20 protein-coding genes and 1 riboswitch are annotated in these 17995 nt (G+C 72.1%); of the genes, 12 read left to right on the top strand and 8 right to left on the bottom strand.

Features of this window, described 5'->3' with window-relative positions; genetic code table 11:
• The first annotated feature begins 40 nt into the window (after positions 1 to 40).
• Entirely contained in the window at positions 41 to 970 is a 930-nt protein-coding gene (locus ASG73_RS13830) for an NADP-dependent oxidoreductase (RefSeq protein ID WP_055996410.1), read from the top strand.
• On the opposite strand, the gene ASG73_RS13825 is transcribed toward ASG73_RS13830, so the two are convergent.
• The gene (locus tag ASG73_RS13825; protein WP_156466303.1) at positions 945 to 1370 is read right to left on the bottom strand and encodes a hypothetical protein; all 426 of its coding nucleotides are present in this window, start codon (positions 1368 to 1370) and stop codon (positions 945 to 947) included. The two genes, ASG73_RS13830 and ASG73_RS13825, sit on opposite strands and share 26 nt — an antisense overlap.
• The gene (locus tag ASG73_RS17620; protein WP_082567261.1) at positions 1367 to 1822 is read right to left on the bottom strand and encodes a cupredoxin domain-containing protein; all 456 of its coding nucleotides are present in this window, start codon (positions 1820 to 1822) and stop codon (positions 1367 to 1369) included. Before ASG73_RS17620 ends, ASG73_RS13825 begins: the two co-directional genes overlap by 4 nt.
• Before the next feature lie 88 nt (positions 1823 to 1910).
• On the opposite strand from ASG73_RS17620, the gene ASG73_RS13815 reads away from it, so the two are divergent.
• From ASG73_RS13815 to ASG73_RS13800, 4 genes are read left to right on the top strand one after another with little or no spacing between them, the layout of a single operon-like run.
• Complete coding sequence (locus tag ASG73_RS13815; protein ID WP_055996407.1) at positions 1911 to 2348, top strand: SRPBCC family protein; 438 nt, start codon at positions 1911 to 1913, stop codon at positions 2346 to 2348.
• A gap of 16 nt (positions 2349 to 2364) precedes the next feature.
• Positions 2365 to 2940, top strand: coding sequence for a protein-L-isoaspartate O-methyltransferase family protein (locus ASG73_RS13810; protein WP_082567260.1), 576 nt, complete (start codon positions 2365 to 2367; stop codon positions 2938 to 2940).
• A gap of 42 nt (positions 2941 to 2982) precedes the next feature.
• A complete protein-coding gene (locus ASG73_RS13805; protein WP_055997543.1) occupies positions 2983 to 3516 on the top strand; it encodes a DinB family protein in 534 nt (177 codons plus the stop codon).
• Positions 3513 to 4553 (top strand): tellurite resistance/C4-dicarboxylate transporter family protein, encoded by a 1041-nt coding sequence (locus ASG73_RS13800; RefSeq protein ID WP_055996405.1) that lies wholly within the window; start codon positions 3513 to 3515, stop codon positions 4551 to 4553. Before ASG73_RS13805 ends, ASG73_RS13800 begins: the two co-directional genes overlap by 4 nt.
• Positions 4554 to 4648: 95 nt before the next feature.
• On the opposite strand, the gene ASG73_RS13795 is transcribed toward ASG73_RS13800, so the two are convergent.
• The 3 genes from ASG73_RS13795 to thiD form a co-directional block, all read right to left on the bottom strand.
• A complete protein-coding gene (locus ASG73_RS13795) occupies positions 4649 to 5092 on the bottom strand; it encodes a hypothetical protein (RefSeq protein ID WP_055996402.1) in 444 nt (147 codons plus the stop codon).
• 85 nt (positions 5093 to 5177) lie between these two features.
• Positions 5178 to 5954, bottom strand: coding sequence for a LuxR C-terminal-related transcriptional regulator (locus ASG73_RS13790; RefSeq protein WP_156466302.1), 777 nt, complete (start codon positions 5952 to 5954; stop codon positions 5178 to 5180).
• Positions 5955 to 5975: 21 nt separating this feature from the next.
• Complete coding sequence (thiD, locus tag ASG73_RS13785; RefSeq protein WP_055996395.1) at positions 5976 to 6836, bottom strand: bifunctional hydroxymethylpyrimidine kinase/phosphomethylpyrimidine kinase; 861 nt, start codon at positions 6834 to 6836, stop codon at positions 5976 to 5978.
• Positions 6837 to 6865: 29 nt separating this feature from the next.
• Positions 6866 to 6973: riboswitch (TPP riboswitch) on the top strand.
• Between thiD and thiC the strand changes: the two genes are divergently transcribed.
• From thiC to ASG73_RS13765, 4 genes are all read left to right on the top strand, one after another.
• Positions 6971 to 8722 carry a phosphomethylpyrimidine synthase ThiC gene (thiC, locus tag ASG73_RS13780; protein ID WP_055996392.1) on the top strand — a complete coding sequence of 584 codons (1752 nt, stop codon included), beginning with the start codon at positions 6971 to 6973 and terminating at the stop codon, positions 8720 to 8722. (Overlaps the previous riboswitch by 3 nt.)
• Positions 8719 to 10056, top strand: a complete 1338-nt coding sequence (locus ASG73_RS13775; protein ID WP_082567259.1) for an MFS transporter — start codon at positions 8719 to 8721, stop codon at positions 10054 to 10056. Before thiC ends, ASG73_RS13775 begins: the two co-directional genes overlap by 4 nt.
• A complete protein-coding gene (gene thiM / locus ASG73_RS13770; protein ID WP_055996390.1) occupies positions 10053 to 10847 on the top strand; it encodes a hydroxyethylthiazole kinase in 795 nt (264 codons plus the stop codon). The genes ASG73_RS13775 and thiM overlap by 4 nt, the downstream gene beginning before the upstream one ends.
• On the top strand, positions 10838 to 11485 hold the full coding sequence (locus tag ASG73_RS13765; protein WP_055996387.1) for a thiamine phosphate synthase: 648 nt from the start codon (positions 10838 to 10840) through the stop codon (positions 11483 to 11485). The genes thiM and ASG73_RS13765 overlap by 10 nt, the downstream gene beginning before the upstream one ends.
• Positions 11486 to 11491: 6 nt before the next feature.
• Here ASG73_RS13765 and ASG73_RS13760 read toward each other — a convergent pair whose 3' ends face one another.
• Positions 11492 to 12721 carry an MFS transporter gene (locus ASG73_RS13760; RefSeq protein WP_055996385.1) on the bottom strand — a complete coding sequence of 410 codons (1230 nt, stop codon included), beginning with the start codon at positions 12719 to 12721 and terminating at the stop codon, positions 11492 to 11494.
• Positions 12722 to 12792: 71 nt separating this feature from the next.
• On the opposite strand from ASG73_RS13760, the gene ASG73_RS13755 reads away from it, so the two are divergent.
• Together ASG73_RS13755 and ASG73_RS13750 are read left to right on the top strand one after the other, a co-directional pair.
• On the top strand, positions 12793 to 13248 hold the full coding sequence (locus tag ASG73_RS13755) for a deoxycytidylate deaminase (RefSeq protein WP_055996382.1): 456 nt from the start codon (positions 12793 to 12795) through the stop codon (positions 13246 to 13248).
• A gap of 40 nt (positions 13249 to 13288) precedes the next feature.
• Complete coding sequence (locus tag ASG73_RS13750; RefSeq protein ID WP_055996379.1) at positions 13289 to 14200, top strand: universal stress protein; 912 nt, start codon at positions 13289 to 13291, stop codon at positions 14198 to 14200.
• Positions 14201 to 14219: 19 nt separating this feature from the next.
• Here the strand turns inward: ASG73_RS13750 and ASG73_RS13745 are convergent, their stop codons facing one another.
• Together ASG73_RS13745 and ASG73_RS13740 are read right to left on the bottom strand one after the other, a co-directional pair.
• A complete protein-coding gene (locus ASG73_RS13745) occupies positions 14220 to 14912 on the bottom strand; it encodes an alpha/beta fold hydrolase (protein ID WP_055996376.1) in 693 nt (230 codons plus the stop codon).
• A 1-nt stretch (position 14913) separates the two neighbouring features.
• Positions 14914 to 15831, bottom strand: a complete 918-nt coding sequence (locus ASG73_RS13740) for a pirin family protein (protein WP_055996373.1) — start codon at positions 15829 to 15831, stop codon at positions 14914 to 14916.
• A gap of 61 nt (positions 15832 to 15892) precedes the next feature.
• Here ASG73_RS13740 and malQ point away from each other — a divergent pair, with 61 nt between their 5' ends.
• Positions 15893 to 17986, top strand: a complete 2094-nt coding sequence (malQ, locus tag ASG73_RS13735; RefSeq protein WP_055996370.1) for a 4-alpha-glucanotransferase — start codon at positions 15893 to 15895, stop codon at positions 17984 to 17986.
• The last annotated feature ends 9 nt before the right edge of the window (positions 17987 to 17995 follow it).

The raw sequence follows: 17995 nt of genomic DNA, 5'->3' as shown, positions 1-17995 counted from the left end.
TCGACGGAATGACCTGGTCGGCACCCCTGTTGTCACCACCATGCGTGCAATGACTTATGACCGATACGGCGACGACGACGAGCTGCGGATGACCGACCGACCGGTGCCCAAGGTCGGGCCCGGCGAGGTCCGTGTCCAGGTGACCCGGGCATCGGTCAACCCCGTGGACTGGAAGCTCATGTCCGGAGGCCTCGACGCCCTCATGGACGCGACCTTCCCCGTCATCCCCGGCTGGGATGTCGCGGGCGTCGTGGACGCGGTCGGACCGGACACCCCCGAGTTCGTCGAGGGCGACCGCGTGGCCGCCTACGCCCGCAAGCAGATCGTCTCCGCCGGCACCTTCGCCGAGTACGTGAGCGTCATGGCCGACGATGTCGCGGCCGTCCCCGACGAGGTGGGCGACGACGTCGCCGCAGCCCTGCCGCTCACCGGGCTCACCGCCCTTCGTGTCCTCGAGACGCTCGCCGTGACGAAGGGGGACACCCTCCTGATCCACGCCGCGTCGGGTGGGGTCGGGTTCCTCGCCTCGCAGCTGGCGGTGGCCGCCGGAGCGACCGTGGTCGGCACGGCCTCGCCGGCCAACCACGACAAGCTCACGGCCATCGGGGTCACCCCGGTGGCCTACGGCGAAGGCCTGCAGGAGCGCCTGCGCGAGGTCGCGCCCGACGGCTTCGACGCCGTGGCCGACCTCGTCGGCGGCGTCCTCGACGTCTCCCTCGACCTGCTGCGCGAAGGGGGTCGCCTCGCCTCCATCGCCGACCCCGCCGTGGAGGAGCACGGCGGCCGCTGGGTCTGGGTGCGTCCCGACGGCGAGCGCCTGTCGCAGCTGCTCGAGGAGGTCGCCGCTGGGCGAATCACGGTAGAGATCGATCGCACCTTCCCCCTGGCTCAGGTGGCCGATGCCTTCGCGGCCAGCCGTGAGGGCTCGGCCAACGGCAAGATCGTCATCGAGGTGACGGCCGGGAGCTGATGGGAGAGCGCCGGGTCACGGCGACGCCGATCGCGGCGAGCAGTGCGGCGGCTCCTTCGCAGACGGCACTGATGAGCTTGTCGTCGGACCACGTGGGGTCGTACATCGACGGGATCGGTCCGAGGGCCGGCACCGCCACGTAGGTGTACAGCAGCACCGGGACGAAGGCGCTGAGCGCCACCAGCCCGGCCACGACGTAGGCGAAGCGGCGTCCGGTGGCGAGCAGCAGCACGGCCGCCAGCCCGGCGGCGAGCGCTTGCGCCCGGAAGAGGTTGCCGCCACCGACGCCGCCGGGTGCGGCCAGCTGGATCACGTCAGCCAGCATGAGGTGGATGACGCAGTCCACCGCCAGTGCTGCGGCCACGACGAGACGGAGCGTGACCTCTCCGACCCGGCTCACTTCACGACCAGCGACGAGGTCATGTTCGGGTGCGGCTTGCAGTGGAAGGCGTACGTTCCCGGCTTCTCCGGTGCAGCGAAGGTCACCGTGGCGCCCGGGGCGACGTTCACGTCGAAGGCGTCCCCCGAGTCAGCAGTGACGGTGTGCCCGATGGAGTCGTTGTTGGTGACGCTGATCTCTGCGCCGGCCGGCACCGACTCCGGCACGGAGAACGCGAAGTCCGAGATGGTGATGACGACCTTCTCGGCTGCCGGCGCGGATGATGACGATGCCTCGCCTCCCGACGAGGACGCGCTCTGCGAGCTGGGGCTCGCTGCGCTGGTGGTGGACGCGGTGGACGCGGTGGACGAGGACTCCCCGCCGTCACCTCCACCACAGGCGGACAGCAGCGCGACCGCCCCGATCAGGGCGACGGCCGAGCGACGGGGGTGACGGGCGTGTGTGAGGTCCATACCTGTCATTCGTAGACAGGGCCTTCCAGGGATTGCCTCACTCGGCTGGGGCTTGCCAGTACGAGGCGCCTGCCCGAGGCTGGTGGTCATGGATGAGACGAAGATCGTGAGCGCCAGCACCGTCATCGCTGCCCCTGCGGAGACGATCTTCGAGGAGATCGCCGACCCCGCACGGCAGATCGCGTGGGACGGCAACGACAACCTCGCCGAGTCGGCCGACGGCCAGCGCGTGCGCGCCGTCGGCGATGTCTTCGTGACCCTCACGACGAAAGGCAATGCCCGGCACAACCACGTCGTGGAGTTCGAGGAAGGTCATCGCATCGCCTGGCGTCCCTCGGCTGAGGGGCAGGCCCCCTTCGGCCACCTGTGGCGGTGGGAGCTGCGCCCCCTCGACGACGGGCGCACCGAGGTCACGCACACCTACGACTGGACCGACCTGACCGACGAGACCCGGCTGCCCCGCGCCCGCCGCACCACGAGCGAACGGCTGCAGGACTCCCTCGACCGTCTCGCCGCGCTCTTCTGATGACGGAGGTGGCGTCGTGAGCGAGCGTGGCGACCCCGTCGACGAGGCGATGCGGGCCTGTCCGCGCACGAGGTTCCTGCCGCCGCAGCTGCACAGCGAGGCGGGCACTGACGCCCCCGTGCCCATCGGACACGAGCAGACCAACTCCCAGCCGAGCACTGTCGCCGCCATGCTGCGCCTGCTCGACGTGCGACCGGGCCACCGCGTGCTCGACGTCGGCAGCGGCTCCGGCTGGACGAGCGCGATCCTCGGTGAGCTCGTCGGGCCAGAGGGTCGCGTCATCGGTGTCGAGCGCGTGCCCGAGCTCGTGGACCGCTCCCGGCGGGCGCTCGCCGAGGAGCCACGCTCCTGGGTCGAGGTGCGCGAGGCGCGAGGTGACGTCCTCGGGCTGCCCGACCTCGCCCCCTTCGACCGCATCCTCGTCTCCGCCGAGCCCACCACGCTCCCGCAGGGGCTCGTCGACCAGCTGGGCGACGGCGGCGTCATGGTCATCCCCGTCACCGGCGAGATGCTCCGGGTGACGCGCGGCCCGCACGGCCCGGAGACCACCCGCCACGGCGCCTACAGCTTCGTCCCCCTCGTCGAGGGCTGACCACACCCTGCCGCCGCGTCCGGCGGTGGCACCATGGCAGGCATGGACGCCATGCCTCCGCCACCTGCCGAGCACGACACCACGGACTGGACCTTCGTCGTCGACGACGGCTGCGCCGAGTGCGGGTACACCCCCCACGACCCGGTCCTGACGAGCGAGCGTCTGCAGGCCACCGTCCCGCGCTGGGCGAGCGTCCTCGAGCGCCCCGGTGTCAGGGAGCGCCCGTCGCCCGCGGTGTGGTCGCCGCTCGAGTACGCGAGCCACTCCCGTGACCTCGTGCGGGTGCTCGGCGAGCGCGTGACGATGATGCTCGCGCAGCAGCAGGGGGCTCCCTTCGCCGACTACGACGGGGAGGTCGAGGCCGTCCGCCAGGAGTTCTGGGCCGGCGACCCGCAGACCGTGGCCGGGGAGATCGCGGCCGAGACGCAGCGCACCGTCGACGTCCTGGGCGGGGTCCGGGGCGATGCCTGGGAGCGCACGGGCCTGCGCGGTGACGGTCAGCCCTTCACGGTCGCCCAGCTGAGCCGCTACCTGCTGCACGACATCGAGCACCACCTGCACGACGTCGACGGATGAGTCCCATGGGGCGGATCGGCACCGCCGTCGCTGACCTGCCACCGGGGGCCTTCGCCTTCGTCATGGCGACCGGCATCGTCTCCGTGGGGTTGGACCAGCAGGGTCTGTCGACCGCCTCGGACGCACTGCTCGTCGTGGCCGTCGTGGCATACGCACTCCTGGTCCTCGCCCTCGTCGGCCGGATCGTGGGCCACCGCGAGCGCGCCGTCGCCGATCTGCACGACCCGCGGCGGGCCTTCGGGTACTTCACCGTGGTCGCCGGCTCCGGGGTCCTCGCGGTCCGCCTCCTGGAGGTGCAGCCGACGATGAGCGCAGTCCTTCTCGCCGTCGCGAGCGTGGTGTGGCTGGTCCTCGGGTACGCAGTGCCGTGGGCGGCGGTGCTCTCCCGTGCGCAGCGTCCCGTGCTCACCGAGGCCAACGGCACCTGGTTCATCTGGGTCGTCGCCAGCCAGTCGGTGGCCACCACGGCGGCAGGACTGGAGCCGCACGTCACCCGCGGTCAGGAGGCGCTCGCGATCCTGGCCGTCATCGCGTGGTCGGTGGGCGTCGTGCTCTACGCCGCCTGCGCGGTCTTCGTCGCCTTGCGGCTCGTGCAGTACCCGCTGACGCCAGAGGACCTCGACCCGCCCTACTGGGTGTCGATGGGAGCGGTCGCCATCACCGTGGTCGCAGGCGCCAAGATCGTGGAGATGACCTCGACACCGATGGTCGACGCGACCTCGGGGCTCATCGCGGGCCTCGTCGTCCTGTGCTGGGCGTGGGCCTCCTGGCTGATCCCCGTCCTCTTCGCCGTCGGGGTCTGGCGGCACGTCGTGCACCGCATCCCGCTGCGCTACGAGTCGACCTGGTGGAGCATCGTCTTCCCCCTCGGCATGTACGCCGTCGCCGGGATGTACCTCGGCCGGGCCGACTCCCTGCCGATCGTCGAGTCGATCGGCGCCGCGTGGCTGTGGGTGGCCGCGGCCGCGTGGACCTTCGCCGCCGTCTCGATGGCGCTCGGCTGGGTGCGGCCCCGCCGGCGTGGTGTCCGAGCATGACCACTGCGCAGCAGCGCCTGCAGGAGGTCGTCGCCGACCACGCGGTCGTCCTGCAGGCGCTGCTCACGCGCTGACCATGATCAGCTGGAGGGCGATCAGGCGCCCTGGTCGGCCATGCACTGCCCGATGGCCATGCCCAGGCCCTCCTCCAGGATGGCGTAGTCGGAGTCCTGCAGGTAGGAGAAGGGCTTGACGGTCTTGCCCTGGTGGGCCGCACCGCCCCCGACGGTCGCCTTGGAGTGGATGAGCGGCTCCGAGGTGGCACCGGTCTCGGCCATCCAGTGATTCACGGCGATCGACGCGTAGCTCGCGCACTGGGGCAGGCCGGCACCGTCCGGTGCCGGGGCCGAGATGATCATGGCGCCCAAGGAGCTCAGGGGCATCCACGCAGTGTTGCCGGTCATGTGGTGGGCATAGGCGTTCTCGTTCCAGTCGACCTTGTAGCAGTGGTGCGCCGAGGCGGCCGTCGCCGCCCCGAGGGTCAGCGCAGCGGTACCGGCGGCGACCGCCAGGCTCCGGCGCCAGATGTGGTGTGCCATGGAGTTCTCCTTCGAGGGGTGCCGCCGGCCCGCCCGGCGGCACCTCCAGCAGACTCCTCCCGCAGGGCCCTCGCCATGCGTACATCTACCCATGGCGCGGGAGCGACGGGCCGTGCTCGAGCAGCCCGGTCTCCTGGGCCCTGACGACGGCGCTGAGCCGGTCACTCACGTCGAGCTTGCCGTAGATGTTGGACAGGTGCCGGTGCACCGTGCGCTGGGAGCACCCGGCCCGGTGGCCGATGGCAGTGGCCTTGTGCCCGTCCGCGAGGAGGCGCAGCACCTGCAGCTCGCGAGTAGTCAGCTGGGCGACGCGGATGGAGCGGGGGGGCAGGTCATGCGGCTCCAGCATGCTGACCAGGCCCGCGACGGCCGGCTGCACCGCACGCAGACGGTCCAGGTCCGCGTCGGTGTAGTCCGCACCTCGGCGGCCGACGAGGAAGGCGACGAACTGCTCACCGCCCCGCACGGGCAGCCCCGCGACCTGGTCGATACCCCAGATGTCGATGCTGCCGAGGCACTTGGCGCTCACCTGCCAGATCTGCTGCCCGCCGTAGGCGCGGCCGGCGGTGGTGGGGGTGAGGTCACCTGCGCGGAAGGCATCGAGGAAGGGGTCGGGGCCGGCGGTGATCCGCAGCTCCTGGCTCATCCGTTGCTGCGCGGCGGCGCTGACTCCACGTCCCAGGGCGCGGACCTCGTACCCGTCGGGGGCGCCGTGCACCATCAGTCCGGTGACCGAGACGGTCATCTCGATGAGCAGCTCGCTCATCGTCTCCAGCCGCTGATCGACATGCGCAGGCGCATCCGCGACCCTCGTGATGAGGTCGATGACGGCAAGATACGGCTCCATGCCCTGCCCCGACACGCTCACCATTCTGCTCCGTGGTCAGCCGTTGGTAAAGGCCTCGACGGGCAGCGGTGCCCGCCACCGGCTGTGCTCGTGGAAGTGGTGCACGGGCCCGGCCCCCCGACCGATGTCCAGGCTGTCGCCGTGCCGCAGGGCCTCGGTGAGCCAGGCCTTGCTCTCGCGCACCGTCGACAGCCAGTCGTCGTGCCGCGGTCGCAGGGCAGCCAGCGCCGAGCTGAGCGTGCATCCGGTGCCGTGCGTCGATCGAGTCGCGACGCGAGGGGCGTGGAGCGGCACTGCCCCTGACGCGTCGATCCACACATCGACCGCCGTGTCGCCGTCGAGGTGGCCACCCGTGAGGAGCACCCTGCGGGCCCCGTGGTCCAGGAGCCGTCGGGCGTGGTCGAGGAGGGCGTCGGCCGACTGGACGGGGTCCTCGTCGAGCAGCACGGCGGCCTCCGGGACATTGGGGGTGATGACGTCGGCTCGGGGCAGCAGGGCCTGCACAGCGGCTACCGCGTCCGGTGCGAGCAGACGTGAGCCCGAGGTCGAGACCATCACCGGGTCGAGCACGACCGGCACCGTGGCCAAGGGCCCGGTGAGGAGCAGGTCGTGCACCGTCTCGACGATCTCTGCGGAGGCGAGCATGCCGAGCTTGACCACGTCGATGCGCACGTCCGCCACGAGGGTCTCGACCTGCGCCCGCACGATCTCGGCGGGGACCTCGTGCACCCGGGTGACGCCCCGCGTCGACTGCGCGGTCAAGGCGGTGATGACGCACGTGCCATAGGCGCCGAGCGCGCTGCAGGTCTTCAGGTCGGCCTGGATCCCGGCCCCTCCCGAGGGGTCCGATCCGGCGATCGAGAGGACCACGGGGGGACGGGGGAGAGGGGCTGTCATGCCGCAACCGTAGTCATGTGGTTGTATCGGAGGACCCCCACGGGAGCTCGGGCACGAGCTGAGATCGGACTGTTGCCGTCCGGACCGTCTGAACCTGTCCGGATCATGCCGGCGAAGGAAGAGGAGTCGCAGACATGCGCGCTACCCATGAGCTCGAGGTCCATGCCCAGCACCGTCGCGAGGAGCTCGTCGACGCTCGCGACCCGTCCATCAGGGTCCCCGTCACGGCCATCGCCCTGGCTGACAGCCCTGACGGCACACCCAACGAGGATGTCCTCGTCTATCGCACGGTCGGGCCGGGGTCCGACCCGCAGTCCGGCCTGCCGCAGGGACGTGCTGACTGGATCGCCGGACGCGGTGACGTCGAGACCTACGAGGGACGCCCTCGGCACCTGATGGACGACGGACGCTCGGCCGTGCGCCGAGGCGATGCGTCCTTGGCGTGGCAGGGACCGGAGAGGACCCCCCTTCGGGCCGTGGACGGTCGCACGGTCACCCAGCTGCACTACGCACGCCGCGGCGAGATCACCGCAGAGATGCGCTATGTCGCTCTGCGAGAAGGCTGCTCACCCGAGCTCGTCCGTGACGAGGTCGCCGCCGGCCGGGCGATCATCCCGACCAATGTCAACCACCCGGAGTCCGAGCCGATGATCATCGGTCGGGCCTTCCTGACCAAGATCAACGCCAACATCGGCAACTCCGCGGTGACCAGCTCGATCGCGGAGGAGGTCGACAAGCTCACCTGGGCCACCCGCTGGGGCGCCGACACGGTGATGGACCTGTCGACGGGCGACGACATCCACACGACCCGCGAGTGGATCATCCGCAACAGCCCCGTCCCGATCGGCACCGTCCCGATCTACCAGGCGCTGGAGAAGGTCGACGGAAAAGCGGAGGAGCTCAGCTGGACTGTTTTCAGGGACACCGTGATCGAGCAGTGCGAGCAGGGCGTGGACTACATGACGATCCACGCCGGCGTGCGGCTGGCCTTCGTCCCGCTCACCGCCGACCGGGTGACCGGGATCGTCTCGCGTGGCGGGTCGATCATGGCCGGGTGGTGCCTGGCCCACCACCGGGAGTCCTTCCTCTACGAGCACTTCGACGACCTCTGCGCGATCTTCGCCCGCTACGACGTCGCCTTCTCCCTCGGCGACGGGCTGCGCCCTGGGTCGATCGCCGATGCCAACGACGAGGCCCAGCTGGCCGAGCTGCGCACGCTCGGCGAGCTGACGCAGCGCGCGTGGGAGCACGACGTGCAGGTCATGGTCGAGGGCCCGGGCCACGTGCCGTTGCACCTCGTGAAGGAGAACGTGGACCTCGAGCAGGACTGGTGCCACGGCGCTCCCTTCTACACACTCGGCCCGCTCGTCACCGACATCGCGCCCGGCTACGACCACATCACCTCGGCGATCGGCGCGGCCGAGATCGCCCGCCACGGCACCGCGATGCTCTGCTACGTCACGCCCAAGGAGCACCTCGGGCTGCCCGACCGTGACGACGTCAAGACCGGAGTCATCACCTACAAGATCGCCGCGCACGCCGCCGACCTGGCCAAGGGGCACCCCCACGCCCGTGACCGCGACGATGCCCTGAGCCGGGCACGCTTCGAGTTCCGCTGGCACGACCAGTTCGCGCTCGCGTTGGACCCTCCGACGGCGATGGCCTTCCACGACGAGACCCTCCCGGCCGAGCCGGCCAAGACGGCGCACTTCTGCTCGATGTGCGGCCCGAAGTTCTGCTCGATGCGGATCAGCCAGGACATCCGTGATGCCTACGGCTCGGCCGCGGCGCAGCGGGCGGTCGTCGAGGCGGGGATGGCGGCGAAGTCACGTCAGTTCGTCGAGCTGGGCTCCAGCGTCTACCTCTCCGAGAAGGCCGACGGATGAGCCTCGTCCCCGGCCTGCCGCCCGCCGGACGGGCCGCGGTGCGCGCGGGCGTCGTGGGCAACTACGTCGACCAGATCAACATCTTCCTGCCCGTCGTCGCGCTCGCACCGGCACTCGTGACCTTGGCCGGCCCGCACGCCGGGGTGACCGCGGGAGCCGTCGTCATCGTCGCCACCCTCCTCGGGCGGCCCATCGGCTCGATGGTCTTCGGTCGGATCTCCGACCGGATCGGCCGCACGCGCACCACCAAGGCGGCCATCGCCGGCACGGCCGTGTGCAGCCTGGCCATCGCGGCCGTGCCCACGCACGAGAGCATCGGCGCCGCGGCGATCGCCATCGTCGTCCTCCTGCGCTTCGTCGGAGGCATCTTCCTCGCCGGCGAGTACACCTCGGCCATCCCCCTCGCGATGGAGTGGTCGGCACCTCGCCGCCGCGGGATGGTCTCGGGGCTCATCATGTCGATGGCGCCGTGGGCCCAGTCGAGCATCGCCTTCGCGACCGCTGGCCTGGTCGCGCTCCTCGGACCCCAGGCCTATGCCGAGTGGGGCTGGCGACTGGCCTTCGTCGCCGGCGGGTGCGCGAGCGTCGCCCTGCTGCTCTACTACTCGGCCCGCGTGGCCGATGCGCCTCACGTGGTGCGTCAGCGTGAGCAGGTCGAAGGGGGTGCGCCTGCCTCCGTCGGCCTGCGCGCCGTCCTCGGCGGGGTGTACGCCGGCGCCTTCTGGCAGATCTTCGGTCTGATGAGCGGGCTGTGGTTGATGACCAACATGGTCGTCATCCTCGCGACCGGACGACTCGCGGCGGACCACGGCCTCACCGGCAGCGAGGTCGCCGTCGTCATGGGGGTCGCCTCCGTGTCGCAGGCGGTCGTCATGTCGATGACCGGCCACTGGTCCACGCTTCTCGGACGGCGACGCTTCTTCGTGGGCTGGGGAGTCGCTGCCGCCCTGTCGGCCCCTGCGCTGTGGCTCGCCACGATGAGCGCCGGCGTCCTCCCCTTCGTCGTGGGGATCGCTGCGCTCCAGGTCGTCACGGTGTGCGGCTACGGGCCGGTGGGCGCCTACCTCTGCGAGCGCTTCCCCGCGCACGTGCGGGCGACTGGCTACGGCACCGCGTACTCGCTCTCGATCGTCCTCCCGGCCCTGTGGCCGTGGTGGTTGCCGACGCTCGAGTCGCTGCTCGGCCCCGACGTCGCGGTGGCGGTCGTGCTCGCCGCGGGCGGGCTGCTCGTCGCCGGGTGCGGTGCGCTCGGGCCGCGCCTGGCGCCCGCGGACCTCGAGCGCGACGTGGAGGACCTGGCTCTCGCGTCACCCGACCCGGTGCCAGCCCGATGAAGGAGCTGCGCGCTGGGATCCGCGACGCGATCGACGCGATGCGCGCCCGTGAACCCTTGGTGCACGGCGCCACGGGCTCGGTGACCCGGGCGCTCGTCGCCGACGGGCTCCTCGCCGCCGGGGCGCGGCCGATGCTCACCGAGAGCGAGCAGGAGGCGCCCGTCCTCGTGTCCGTCGCCGACGCCCTCCTGGTCAACCTCGGGTCCCTCGGCTCGGACGGGATGGCGGGCATGCTCCCGACCGCTCGGGTGGCGGCGTCCAGACGGCTGCCCTGGGTCCTCGACCCGACCGCGATCGGCCTGGCGCCGGTGCGCACCCGGATGGCGCACGAGCTGCTCGCGCTGGGACCGACGGCGGTGCGCGGCAACGCGTCCGAGGTCCTCACCCTGGCCGGTGGTGCGGGTGGCGGACGCGGTGCGGACAGCACGGTCGCTCCGGCCGACGCGGCCGATGCGGCCCGGGAGATCGCGGCCCGGCACGGGTGCGTCGTCGCCGTCTCCGGACCCGTCGACGGGATCACCGACGGTGGGCGGACGGTGCGCGTCGACTCCGGATCGCCCACCCTCACCCGGGTCACCGGCACCGGCTGCCTCCTCGGCGCACTGACGGCCGCCCACCTGGCGGTGGCTCCTCCCTTCGTCGCGACCGTGGCGGCCACCGCGCTGCTCACGGTGGCCTCCGAGCGGGTCGCGCACCTGGGGCCGGGGAGCTTCCGCGTCGCTCTGCTCGATGCCCTCGACGCGGTCGAACCCCACGAGGTGGCGCAGGGGGTGCGCCTGTCATGGGGCTGATCGACTGGCGGCTGTACCTCGTCACGTCCGGGGACGGGCCGTCGACCGTGGCGGCCGCCGCGTCCGCCGCGGCAGCCGGTGCGGGCGTCGTCCAGGTCCGTGCCAAGCACCTGCTCGCGGGCGACCTGCTCGACCTCGTCCTCGCCGTCGCCGTCGCGGTGGAGCACGCCGCGCCGACCACCCGGGTGCTGGTCAACGACCGGGCGGACGTCGCGCACGCCGCCCGACGGCGCGGTGCACCCGTCCACGGGGTCCACCTCGGCCAGGCAGACCTGCCGGTCGCCGAGGCACGCGCGCTGCTCGGACCCGACGCGCTCGTGGGGCTGACAGCCGGGACGCTCGACCACGTCCGGGAGGCCCACGCCCGCACCGGTCCGGGTCGCCCGGACTACCTGGGGAGCGGGCCCTTCCGCCCGACGCCCACCAAGGACGTCGGCCGGCCACCCGTGGGGCTGGCCGGGTACCCCCTTCGTGCTGCCGCCACCGACCTGCCGGTCATCGCGATCGGTGACATCACGCCGGCGGACATCCCGCTCCTGTCGACGACCGGCATCGCCGGGGTCGCGGTCGTGCGCGCGGTCATGGGGGCACGCGACCCGGAGGTCGCGGCCGCTGCCTGCCTGCGGCGGTGGGGGTGAGGTCGGTCAGGACCGACCGGCGACCTCGTCGTCCACCCAGACCGGGCGGGAGACCCGCAGACCCGAGAGGGTGATCCCGAGGCCCGTCGTCGCCGCGAGCAGCACCAGGACCAGCGTCCAGCCGCCCGTCATCTCGTACAGCAGACCGACGAGGAAGGGGCCGATCCCCGCGAGCAGGTACCCGACCGGCTGGACGAAGCCCGACAGCTGAGCGGTGACGTGCGGGTCGCGGGTGCGTGCCGTGATGAGAGCGATGGCGGTGGGGAAGGCGAAGCCGGACAGGCCGAGCAGCACTGCCCAGAGCCACGGCAGGGTGGCCGGTGCGAGGAGCAGCCCGACGTAGCCGGCGATGGACAGGCCACCGAAGCCGATCATCCAGGCGGAGATGTCGCGGCTGCGGGCGATGACGGTCGGCATGATCAGACCACCGAAGATCCCGAGCGAGGCGACGATGGAGATCATCGCGCCCGCGGCCCCGGCAGACAGACCGGCATCCCGATAGATCTGCGGGAGCCAGCCGAACTGCACGTAGGCATTGGTGGACTGCACCCCGAAGAGGACCGTCAGCGCGATGGCGGTCGGTGAGTGCCGGATCCCGGAGGTCGGGCGCTCGCCGGCAGCGCGCCGGTGCACGCGGTCCTTGACCGTGATGATCACCCAGGGGACGAGGGCGGTGACGGCGACCAGGCCCCACATGCCGAGCGCCCCCCGCCACTCACCGGGCGCGACCGCGGCGACCGGTGCCGCAAGCAGTGGACCGGCCGAGCCGCCGACCGTGAGGCCCATGCCGTAGATCGTCATCAGGCGGACGCCGCCATCGCTGGAGTGCGTCTTGATCCACGCCGGGACGAGGACATTGCCCAGACCCATGCCGGCGAGACCGAGAGCGGTGAGCACGAGGAAGAGGGCAGAGGAGTCGGTGAGGACCCGTGCGACGAGGGTGACCACCACGGCGACGACACCGAGGGTGATGCCGGCCGACAGGCCGACCTTGCGGGCCAGCCCGACGGCGAGTCCGCCGGCGATCGCGAAGGCGAAGCCCGGCAACGCCGTGAGCAGCCCGGCGAGCGTGCCGCCCAGGTCGAGCGAGGTCCGCACCTCCTCGAGCAGCGGCCCGAGGGACGTGGCCCCCGGACGCAGGTTGACCGAGATCAGCGCGACGGCGAGGAGGGCGAGGACGGGTCCGAAGGGGGGAACCCGCCGGGTCGTCCCGGGCGTGCTGTCGTCAGTGCTCACCTGCGTGGTCTATCACCGGGTGCCGGCCATCGCCGCATCGGTGCCGGTCAGCGGTGCCTAGGATTCGGTCCATGCCCGAAGAGATGACTCCTGTCCCGAGCGTGCCGAGCTGGGACGACTACTTCCTCGGCATCGCGAGCGCCGTCGCCGCGCGCGCCAAGTGCACACGCCGCCGGGTCGGTGCCGTGCTGACGATCGAGCACCGGATCATCGCGACGGGATACAACGGTGCAGCGCCGGGTGAGGCCGACTGCCTCCAGGGAGCCTGCCCCCGTGGACAGCTCGACTACGAGGCCGTGCCCGGGCTCGGCGACTACGACCGGCCGGGGAGCCCCGGCTTCTGCATCGCGATCCATGCCGAGGTCAACGCCCTGCTCTTCGCCACGCGCGACACCAAGGGTGCGACCGCCTACATCACCGACCCGCCCTGCCCGGGCTGTCGCAAGGCGCTCGCGGCCGCGGGCATCGTCCGGGCGGTCTGGCCGGACGGCGCGCACGACCGCGTCGGACTGACCACCTGGACCTGACCCCCCTTCACCCAGCGGTGTTTCATGGGGACAATGGGGCATGAGCAACGACGCCAGCACTCACGACACCCCCACCCCCGCCAATGCCGTGGTCGCCGCACTGGACGGGAGTCAACGCGATGACGCGGTGATCGCCTGGGCCGGGGCCGAGGCCGCCGCGCTCTCCGCCCCGCTGCACCTCGTGCACGCCGTGGACCTCGGCACGCCGCTGTCTGCATACGGAGAGCTGCTCACCAGCCCCGAGATCGTCGATCGGGTCGAGCAGGAGTCGGTGCGGGTCGTCACCGAGGCGCGGGCCGCGGTCGAGGCTGCCCGCCCCGACCTCCCCGTGACCACTGCACTGCCCACCGGGTCGCCCTCCGGCGCCCTGCTCGCAGCGGCCGACGGCGCCCGAGTCCTCGTCGTCGGGTCCGCCCGCAAGAACCGCGCCGAGCGCATCGTGCTGGGCACGACCTCGATGAGCGTCGTCGCGCACGCCCCGTGCCCGGTCGTCCTCGTGCCCGAGAACGCGGACACCACCGGCGACGGTCGCGTGGTCGTCGGTGTCGACGGCAGTGACCACAGCAGGCTGGCCTTCCGGCACGCGCTCGACGCGGCAGCTGTGCGCGGCAAGAGGGTCACGACGGTGACCTCGTGGAATGTCGAGGTCGAGAAGGGCGTGGTCGTCACCGAGCCGGGTACCCCGGAGTGGGAGACCGTCGATGCCCGGTACCGCGCGATGGCCGAACGCACCATCGCCGCTGACCGCGACGCGCACCCCGAGATCGAGGTCGACGTGCAGGTGGTCCACGGCCGGGCCGCAGACTCCCTCGTCGAGGTGGCCGACGGCGCGGACCTGCTCCTGGTGGGATCGCGTGGACGGGGCGGCTTCCGCGGGATGCTCCTGGGCTCGGTGTCGCAGCGAGTGCTCGCACTGGCGACCTGCCCCGTGGCGATCCTGCACAAGCAGTAGCCCCGGGCGACCGCTCGGGCTAGTGCTCCGACTGCCACCGGCAGATCGCGGCCAGACCCTCGTCGGTGTCCTGCGGGCGGTGACCCGTGCCGGGCACGGCCAGGTGGGTGGCGCCCTGCGCCTGGAGCGCCGCGGCGACCTCGGTGTACATCGGGTCGGCGTCACCGGTGAGGACGAGGGTCGGGACGAGCCGCGGTGTGTCCGTGCGCAGGTCGATCTCCCAGGGGGCCGGTGTCGCGCGGATGCGCGCGGCCACGGCCTCGCAGGTGCCGGTGTCCAGCTGGGGTGGCAGTGAACCCATCCCGGCTGCGAACCTCGCGAGGAAGTCCGTCCCGTCGACGCCCGGGTCGTCGGCGACGGCGAAGACGGGCGCCATCGCACTGATGTGTCGCTCGACGCCACGCCCGCCGCGGGCGAGGTCGTAGCAGGCCGGCTCGATGACCACGAGGCTGCGCACCACGTCCGGGCGGCGTTGCGCCGCAAGCATTGCCGTGACTGCACCGTAGGAGTGCCCGACGAGATGACCGCGCCCGCCGAGCGCCTCGATGGCCCGGTCGGCGTCGCGCTCCGGCTGGTCGGCGGCGCAGGTCCGCGTCAGGAAGACGTGGTCGGGACGCTCGAGCCGGGCGATGAGCGGCCAGGCCTCGGGGCCGCTGCGACCGCGGCCGTGGATGAAGACCGTGCGGGCGGGTGGGGCACCCAGCAGACCCATCTCAGCCCCTCGGCCGAAGACGTCCGCCGGGCAGTGCCGGAGCGGGAAGGGGGGCGGGCTGCCCCTCGGGGAAGGGTCCGAAGCGCCCCGAGTCGGTGGCGCGGCCGCCGATCTCGGCCATCCACTGCTCGCGGGCAGCGACGATCTCGTCGTGGCTGCCCCCGATGAAGTTCCACCACATGACGATCTGCTCGCCGAGCGGCTCACCGCCGATGAGCACCAGGCGGGCGCCGGTGGCGGACCGGATGGTGATCGTGCGACGCCCGGGGGCGAGGTAGCCGAGCTCGCCGCGCTCCAGCGCGGTGCCCTCCAGGGTGACGTCACCGTCGTCGAGCAGGACCGCGTGCTCGTGCCCCTCGGGGACCTCGATCACCGTCTCGGCGTCGGCGTCGAGGAGGATCTCCGCGCCGGTGAGTGGAGTGTGGGTGGCGACGGGGGAGACGACATCGAAGAGCTCTCCGAGGAAGACCCTGGCGATCCCTCCGGGCACGAAGATCGGCTCAGGGACGTGGTGGTCGAAGCTGGGGGCTGTGCCCCGAGCGCGCGCGGGGAGGGCCAGCCAGAGCTGGACCCCGTGCAGCGTGCTCGTCTGCGGCGTCGAGAACTCCGAGTGGCTCACCCCGAGACCTGCCGTCATGAGGTTGAGCTCGCCGGGCCGCACGATCGCGTGCGCGCCGGTCGAGTCACGGTGCTCGACCTCGCCCGTGAAGAGCCAGGAGACCGTCGCCAGCGCGGTGTGCGGGTGACGTGGCACGACCATCCCGCCGGTCGCGGAGACGTCATCGGGGCCGAAGTGGTCGAGGAAGCACCAGGCGCCCACGAGGCTGCGCTGCCGAGAGGGGAGGGTCCGCCGCACGGGCATCGCGCGTGGGCCGCCCAGCGGCACCTCGCGTGGGATCAGGATCTGCACGTCGTCCACCACTACGACGCTACCCCGATCCCGGTGGACAGGGGTGGCCCGCCTCCTGAAAGGTGGCCCCGTGACCGATGCGACCGCCCAGATCGTCGACCTTGCCCGAGCGAAGGGAGTCGACACCCAGTGGTGGGACTGGCGCGGTGAGCACCGTGAGGTTCCCGAGTCCTCCCTGCGCGCCGTCCTCGAGGCCATGGGTGAGGACACCTCGAGCGAGGAGTCGCTCACCGCTGCGCTCGAGCGCACCCGAACCGCGCCGTGGCGCCGCGTCCTGCCCCCGACCGTCGTCCAGCGTGAGGGCGACCCCCTTCGCCTCCTCGTGCACGTGCCGCACGGCAGCGCGGTCCGGGTCCACGTCGTCCTCGAAGGGGACGATCGTCGTGATCTCGAGCAGCTGGAGCACGTGGTCGACCCGCGCGACGTCGACGGCGCACTCGTCGGCGAGGCCGCCTTCGAGATACCTGCCGACCTGCCGCTCGGCTGGCACCGGCTCGTCGCCGAGCCCGGCGACGCGTCGCTCCCGGACGGTGGTGAGCGAGCCGTGCTGGTCACCGTCCCGCAGCGGCTCGAGCTGCCGGCCCTGCTCCAGGAGGAGCCGCGCACGGGCCTGATGACGCAGATCTACCAGGTGCGCAGCTCGGGCAGCCAGGGCATCGGTGACCTGGGGGACCTGGCGGTGCTGGGGGAGTGGGCCGCCCGAGAGCACGATGCGCACTTCCTCCTCGTCAACCCGCTGCACGCTGCCGAGCCGATCGCGCCGATGGAGCCGTCTCCGTACCTGCCGACCTCGCGTCGCTTCCTCAACCCGGTCTACATCGACCTGAGGCTCGTGCCGGGACTGGAGGACCTGCCCGCGCCGGCCCGCGCCCGGGTGGAGGAGCTCGCGGACCGAGCGCGCGAGCTCAACACCGTCGACATGATCGACCGTGATGCCGCCTGGGCGCTCAAGGACGCAGCGTTGCGCATCGCCTTCCGCCACCTGGGACCGGCGCAGGCACGCGAGGTCGGGCAGATGCACCGTGAGGAGGGCCAGCCGCTCGTGGACTTCGCGACGTGGTGCTCGCTGGCCGCGACGCACGGAACCCTCTGGCAGACGGACTGGCCGCAGGAGCTGCAGGACCCCTCGTCGGCAGCGGTCGAGGCGCACCGTGAGACCCACCGCGAGGAGATCTCCTACGTCGTCTGGACCCAGTGGGTGGTGCGCAGCCAGCTCGCCCGTGCCCAGCAGCGGCTGCGTGCCGCCGGCATGGGGATCGGTGTCATCGCCGATCTGGCCGTGGGCATCCACCCCGAGGGCGCCGATGCGTGGGCGCTGGGGGAAGCCCTCGCCCGAGGCATCGACGTGGGCGCTCCGCCGGACCAGTTCAACCAGCTGGGACAGAACTGGTCCCAACCGCCGTGGCGACCGGACCGGCTCGCGGAGCTCGGCTATGCCCCCTTCCGAGACATGCTGCGCGCGGTGCTCGCGGAGGCAGGAGGGCTGCGGATCGACCACATCATCGGCCTCTTCCGCCTGTGGTGGGTGCCCGAGGACGCCGCTCCCGGCGACGGGGCGTATGTGCGCTACGACCACGAGGCGCTCATCGGGATCCTCACCCTGGAGGCCCAGCGCGCCGGCGCGATCGTCATCGGCGAGGACCTCGGCGTCGTCGAGCCGTGGGTGCGCGACCACCTCGTCGAGCGCGGGGTCCTGGGGACGAGCGTCGCGTGGTTCGAGTGGGGCGACGACGGGCGTCCTCGTCCGCCGGAGGACTACCGGGAGCTCTGCCTGGCGACGGTGACCACCCACGACCTCCCGCCGAGCGCCGGCTACCTCGCGCTGGAGCATGTCGCGATCCGTGAGCGTCTGGGGCTGCTGACGCGGCCCGTCCAGGAGGAGGCGGCAGCCGAGGAAGGGAGGATCCGTGCGGTCCGTGAGGCGCTGCACGAGCGGGGCCTGCTCGAGGAGGTGGACGCCCCGGACACCGCCGTGGTGGCCGCGCTCCACCGCTGGCTCGGGCTCACCCCTTCGCGCCTTCGGGGTGTCGCGCTGACCGACCTCGTCGGTGACGTGCGGGCCATCAACCAGCCCGGGACCGACGAGGAGTACCCCAACTGGCGCCTCCCGCTCGCGGGGGCGGATCGGCGGCCCATCACGCTCGACGCGGTGGTCGAGGGATAACCCTCCATC

Source organism: Janibacter sp. Soil728 (assembly GCF_001428305.1).
Taxonomy (GTDB): Bacteria; Actinomycetota; Actinomycetes; order Actinomycetales; family Dermatophilaceae; genus Janibacter.
This window is presented reverse-complemented; position numbering and strand designations above follow the sequence as displayed.

What these genes read in the sequence shown, in the direction of transcription:
- ASG73_RS13830 (WP_055996410.1), top strand. Translation starts at nt 41, where the DNA reads ATGCGTGCAATGACTTATGACCGATACGGCGACGACGACGAGCTGCGG.
- ASG73_RS13795 (WP_055996402.1), bottom strand. Translation starts at nt 5,092, where the DNA reads ATGGCACACCACATCTGGCGCCGGAGCCTGGCGGTCGCCGCCGGTACC.
- ASG73_RS13775 (WP_082567259.1), top strand. Translation starts at nt 8,719, where the DNA reads ATGAGCCTCGTCCCCGGCCTGCCGCCCGCCGGACGGGCCGCGGTGCGC.
- ASG73_RS13800 (WP_055996405.1), top strand. Translation starts at nt 3,513, where the DNA reads ATGAGTCCCATGGGGCGGATCGGCACCGCCGTCGCTGACCTGCCACCG.
- ASG73_RS13765 (WP_055996387.1), top strand. Translation starts at nt 10,838, where the DNA reads ATGGGGCTGATCGACTGGCGGCTGTACCTCGTCACGTCCGGGGACGGG.
- ASG73_RS13805 (WP_055997543.1), top strand. Translation starts at nt 2,983, where the DNA reads ATGGACGCCATGCCTCCGCCACCTGCCGAGCACGACACCACGGACTGG.
- ASG73_RS13750 (WP_055996379.1), top strand. Translation starts at nt 13,289, where the DNA reads ATGAGCAACGACGCCAGCACTCACGACACCCCCACCCCCGCCAATGCC.
- thiC (WP_055996392.1), top strand. Translation starts at nt 6,971, where the DNA reads ATGCGCGCTACCCATGAGCTCGAGGTCCATGCCCAGCACCGTCGCGAG.
- thiD (WP_055996395.1), bottom strand. Translation starts at nt 6,836, where the DNA reads ATGACAGCCCCTCTCCCCCGTCCCCCCGTGGTCCTCTCGATCGCCGGA.
- thiM (WP_055996390.1), top strand. Translation starts at nt 10,053, where the DNA reads ATGAAGGAGCTGCGCGCTGGGATCCGCGACGCGATCGACGCGATGCGC.
- ASG73_RS13755 (WP_055996382.1), top strand. Translation starts at nt 12,793, where the DNA reads ATGCCCGAAGAGATGACTCCTGTCCCGAGCGTGCCGAGCTGGGACGAC.
- ASG73_RS13815 (WP_055996407.1), top strand. Translation starts at nt 1,911, where the DNA reads ATGGATGAGACGAAGATCGTGAGCGCCAGCACCGTCATCGCTGCCCCT.
- ASG73_RS17620 (WP_082567261.1), bottom strand. Translation starts at nt 1,822, where the DNA reads ATGGACCTCACACACGCCCGTCACCCCCGTCGCTCGGCCGTCGCCCTG.
- ASG73_RS13745 (WP_055996376.1), bottom strand. Translation starts at nt 14,912, where the DNA reads ATGGGTCTGCTGGGTGCCCCACCCGCCCGCACGGTCTTCATCCACGGC.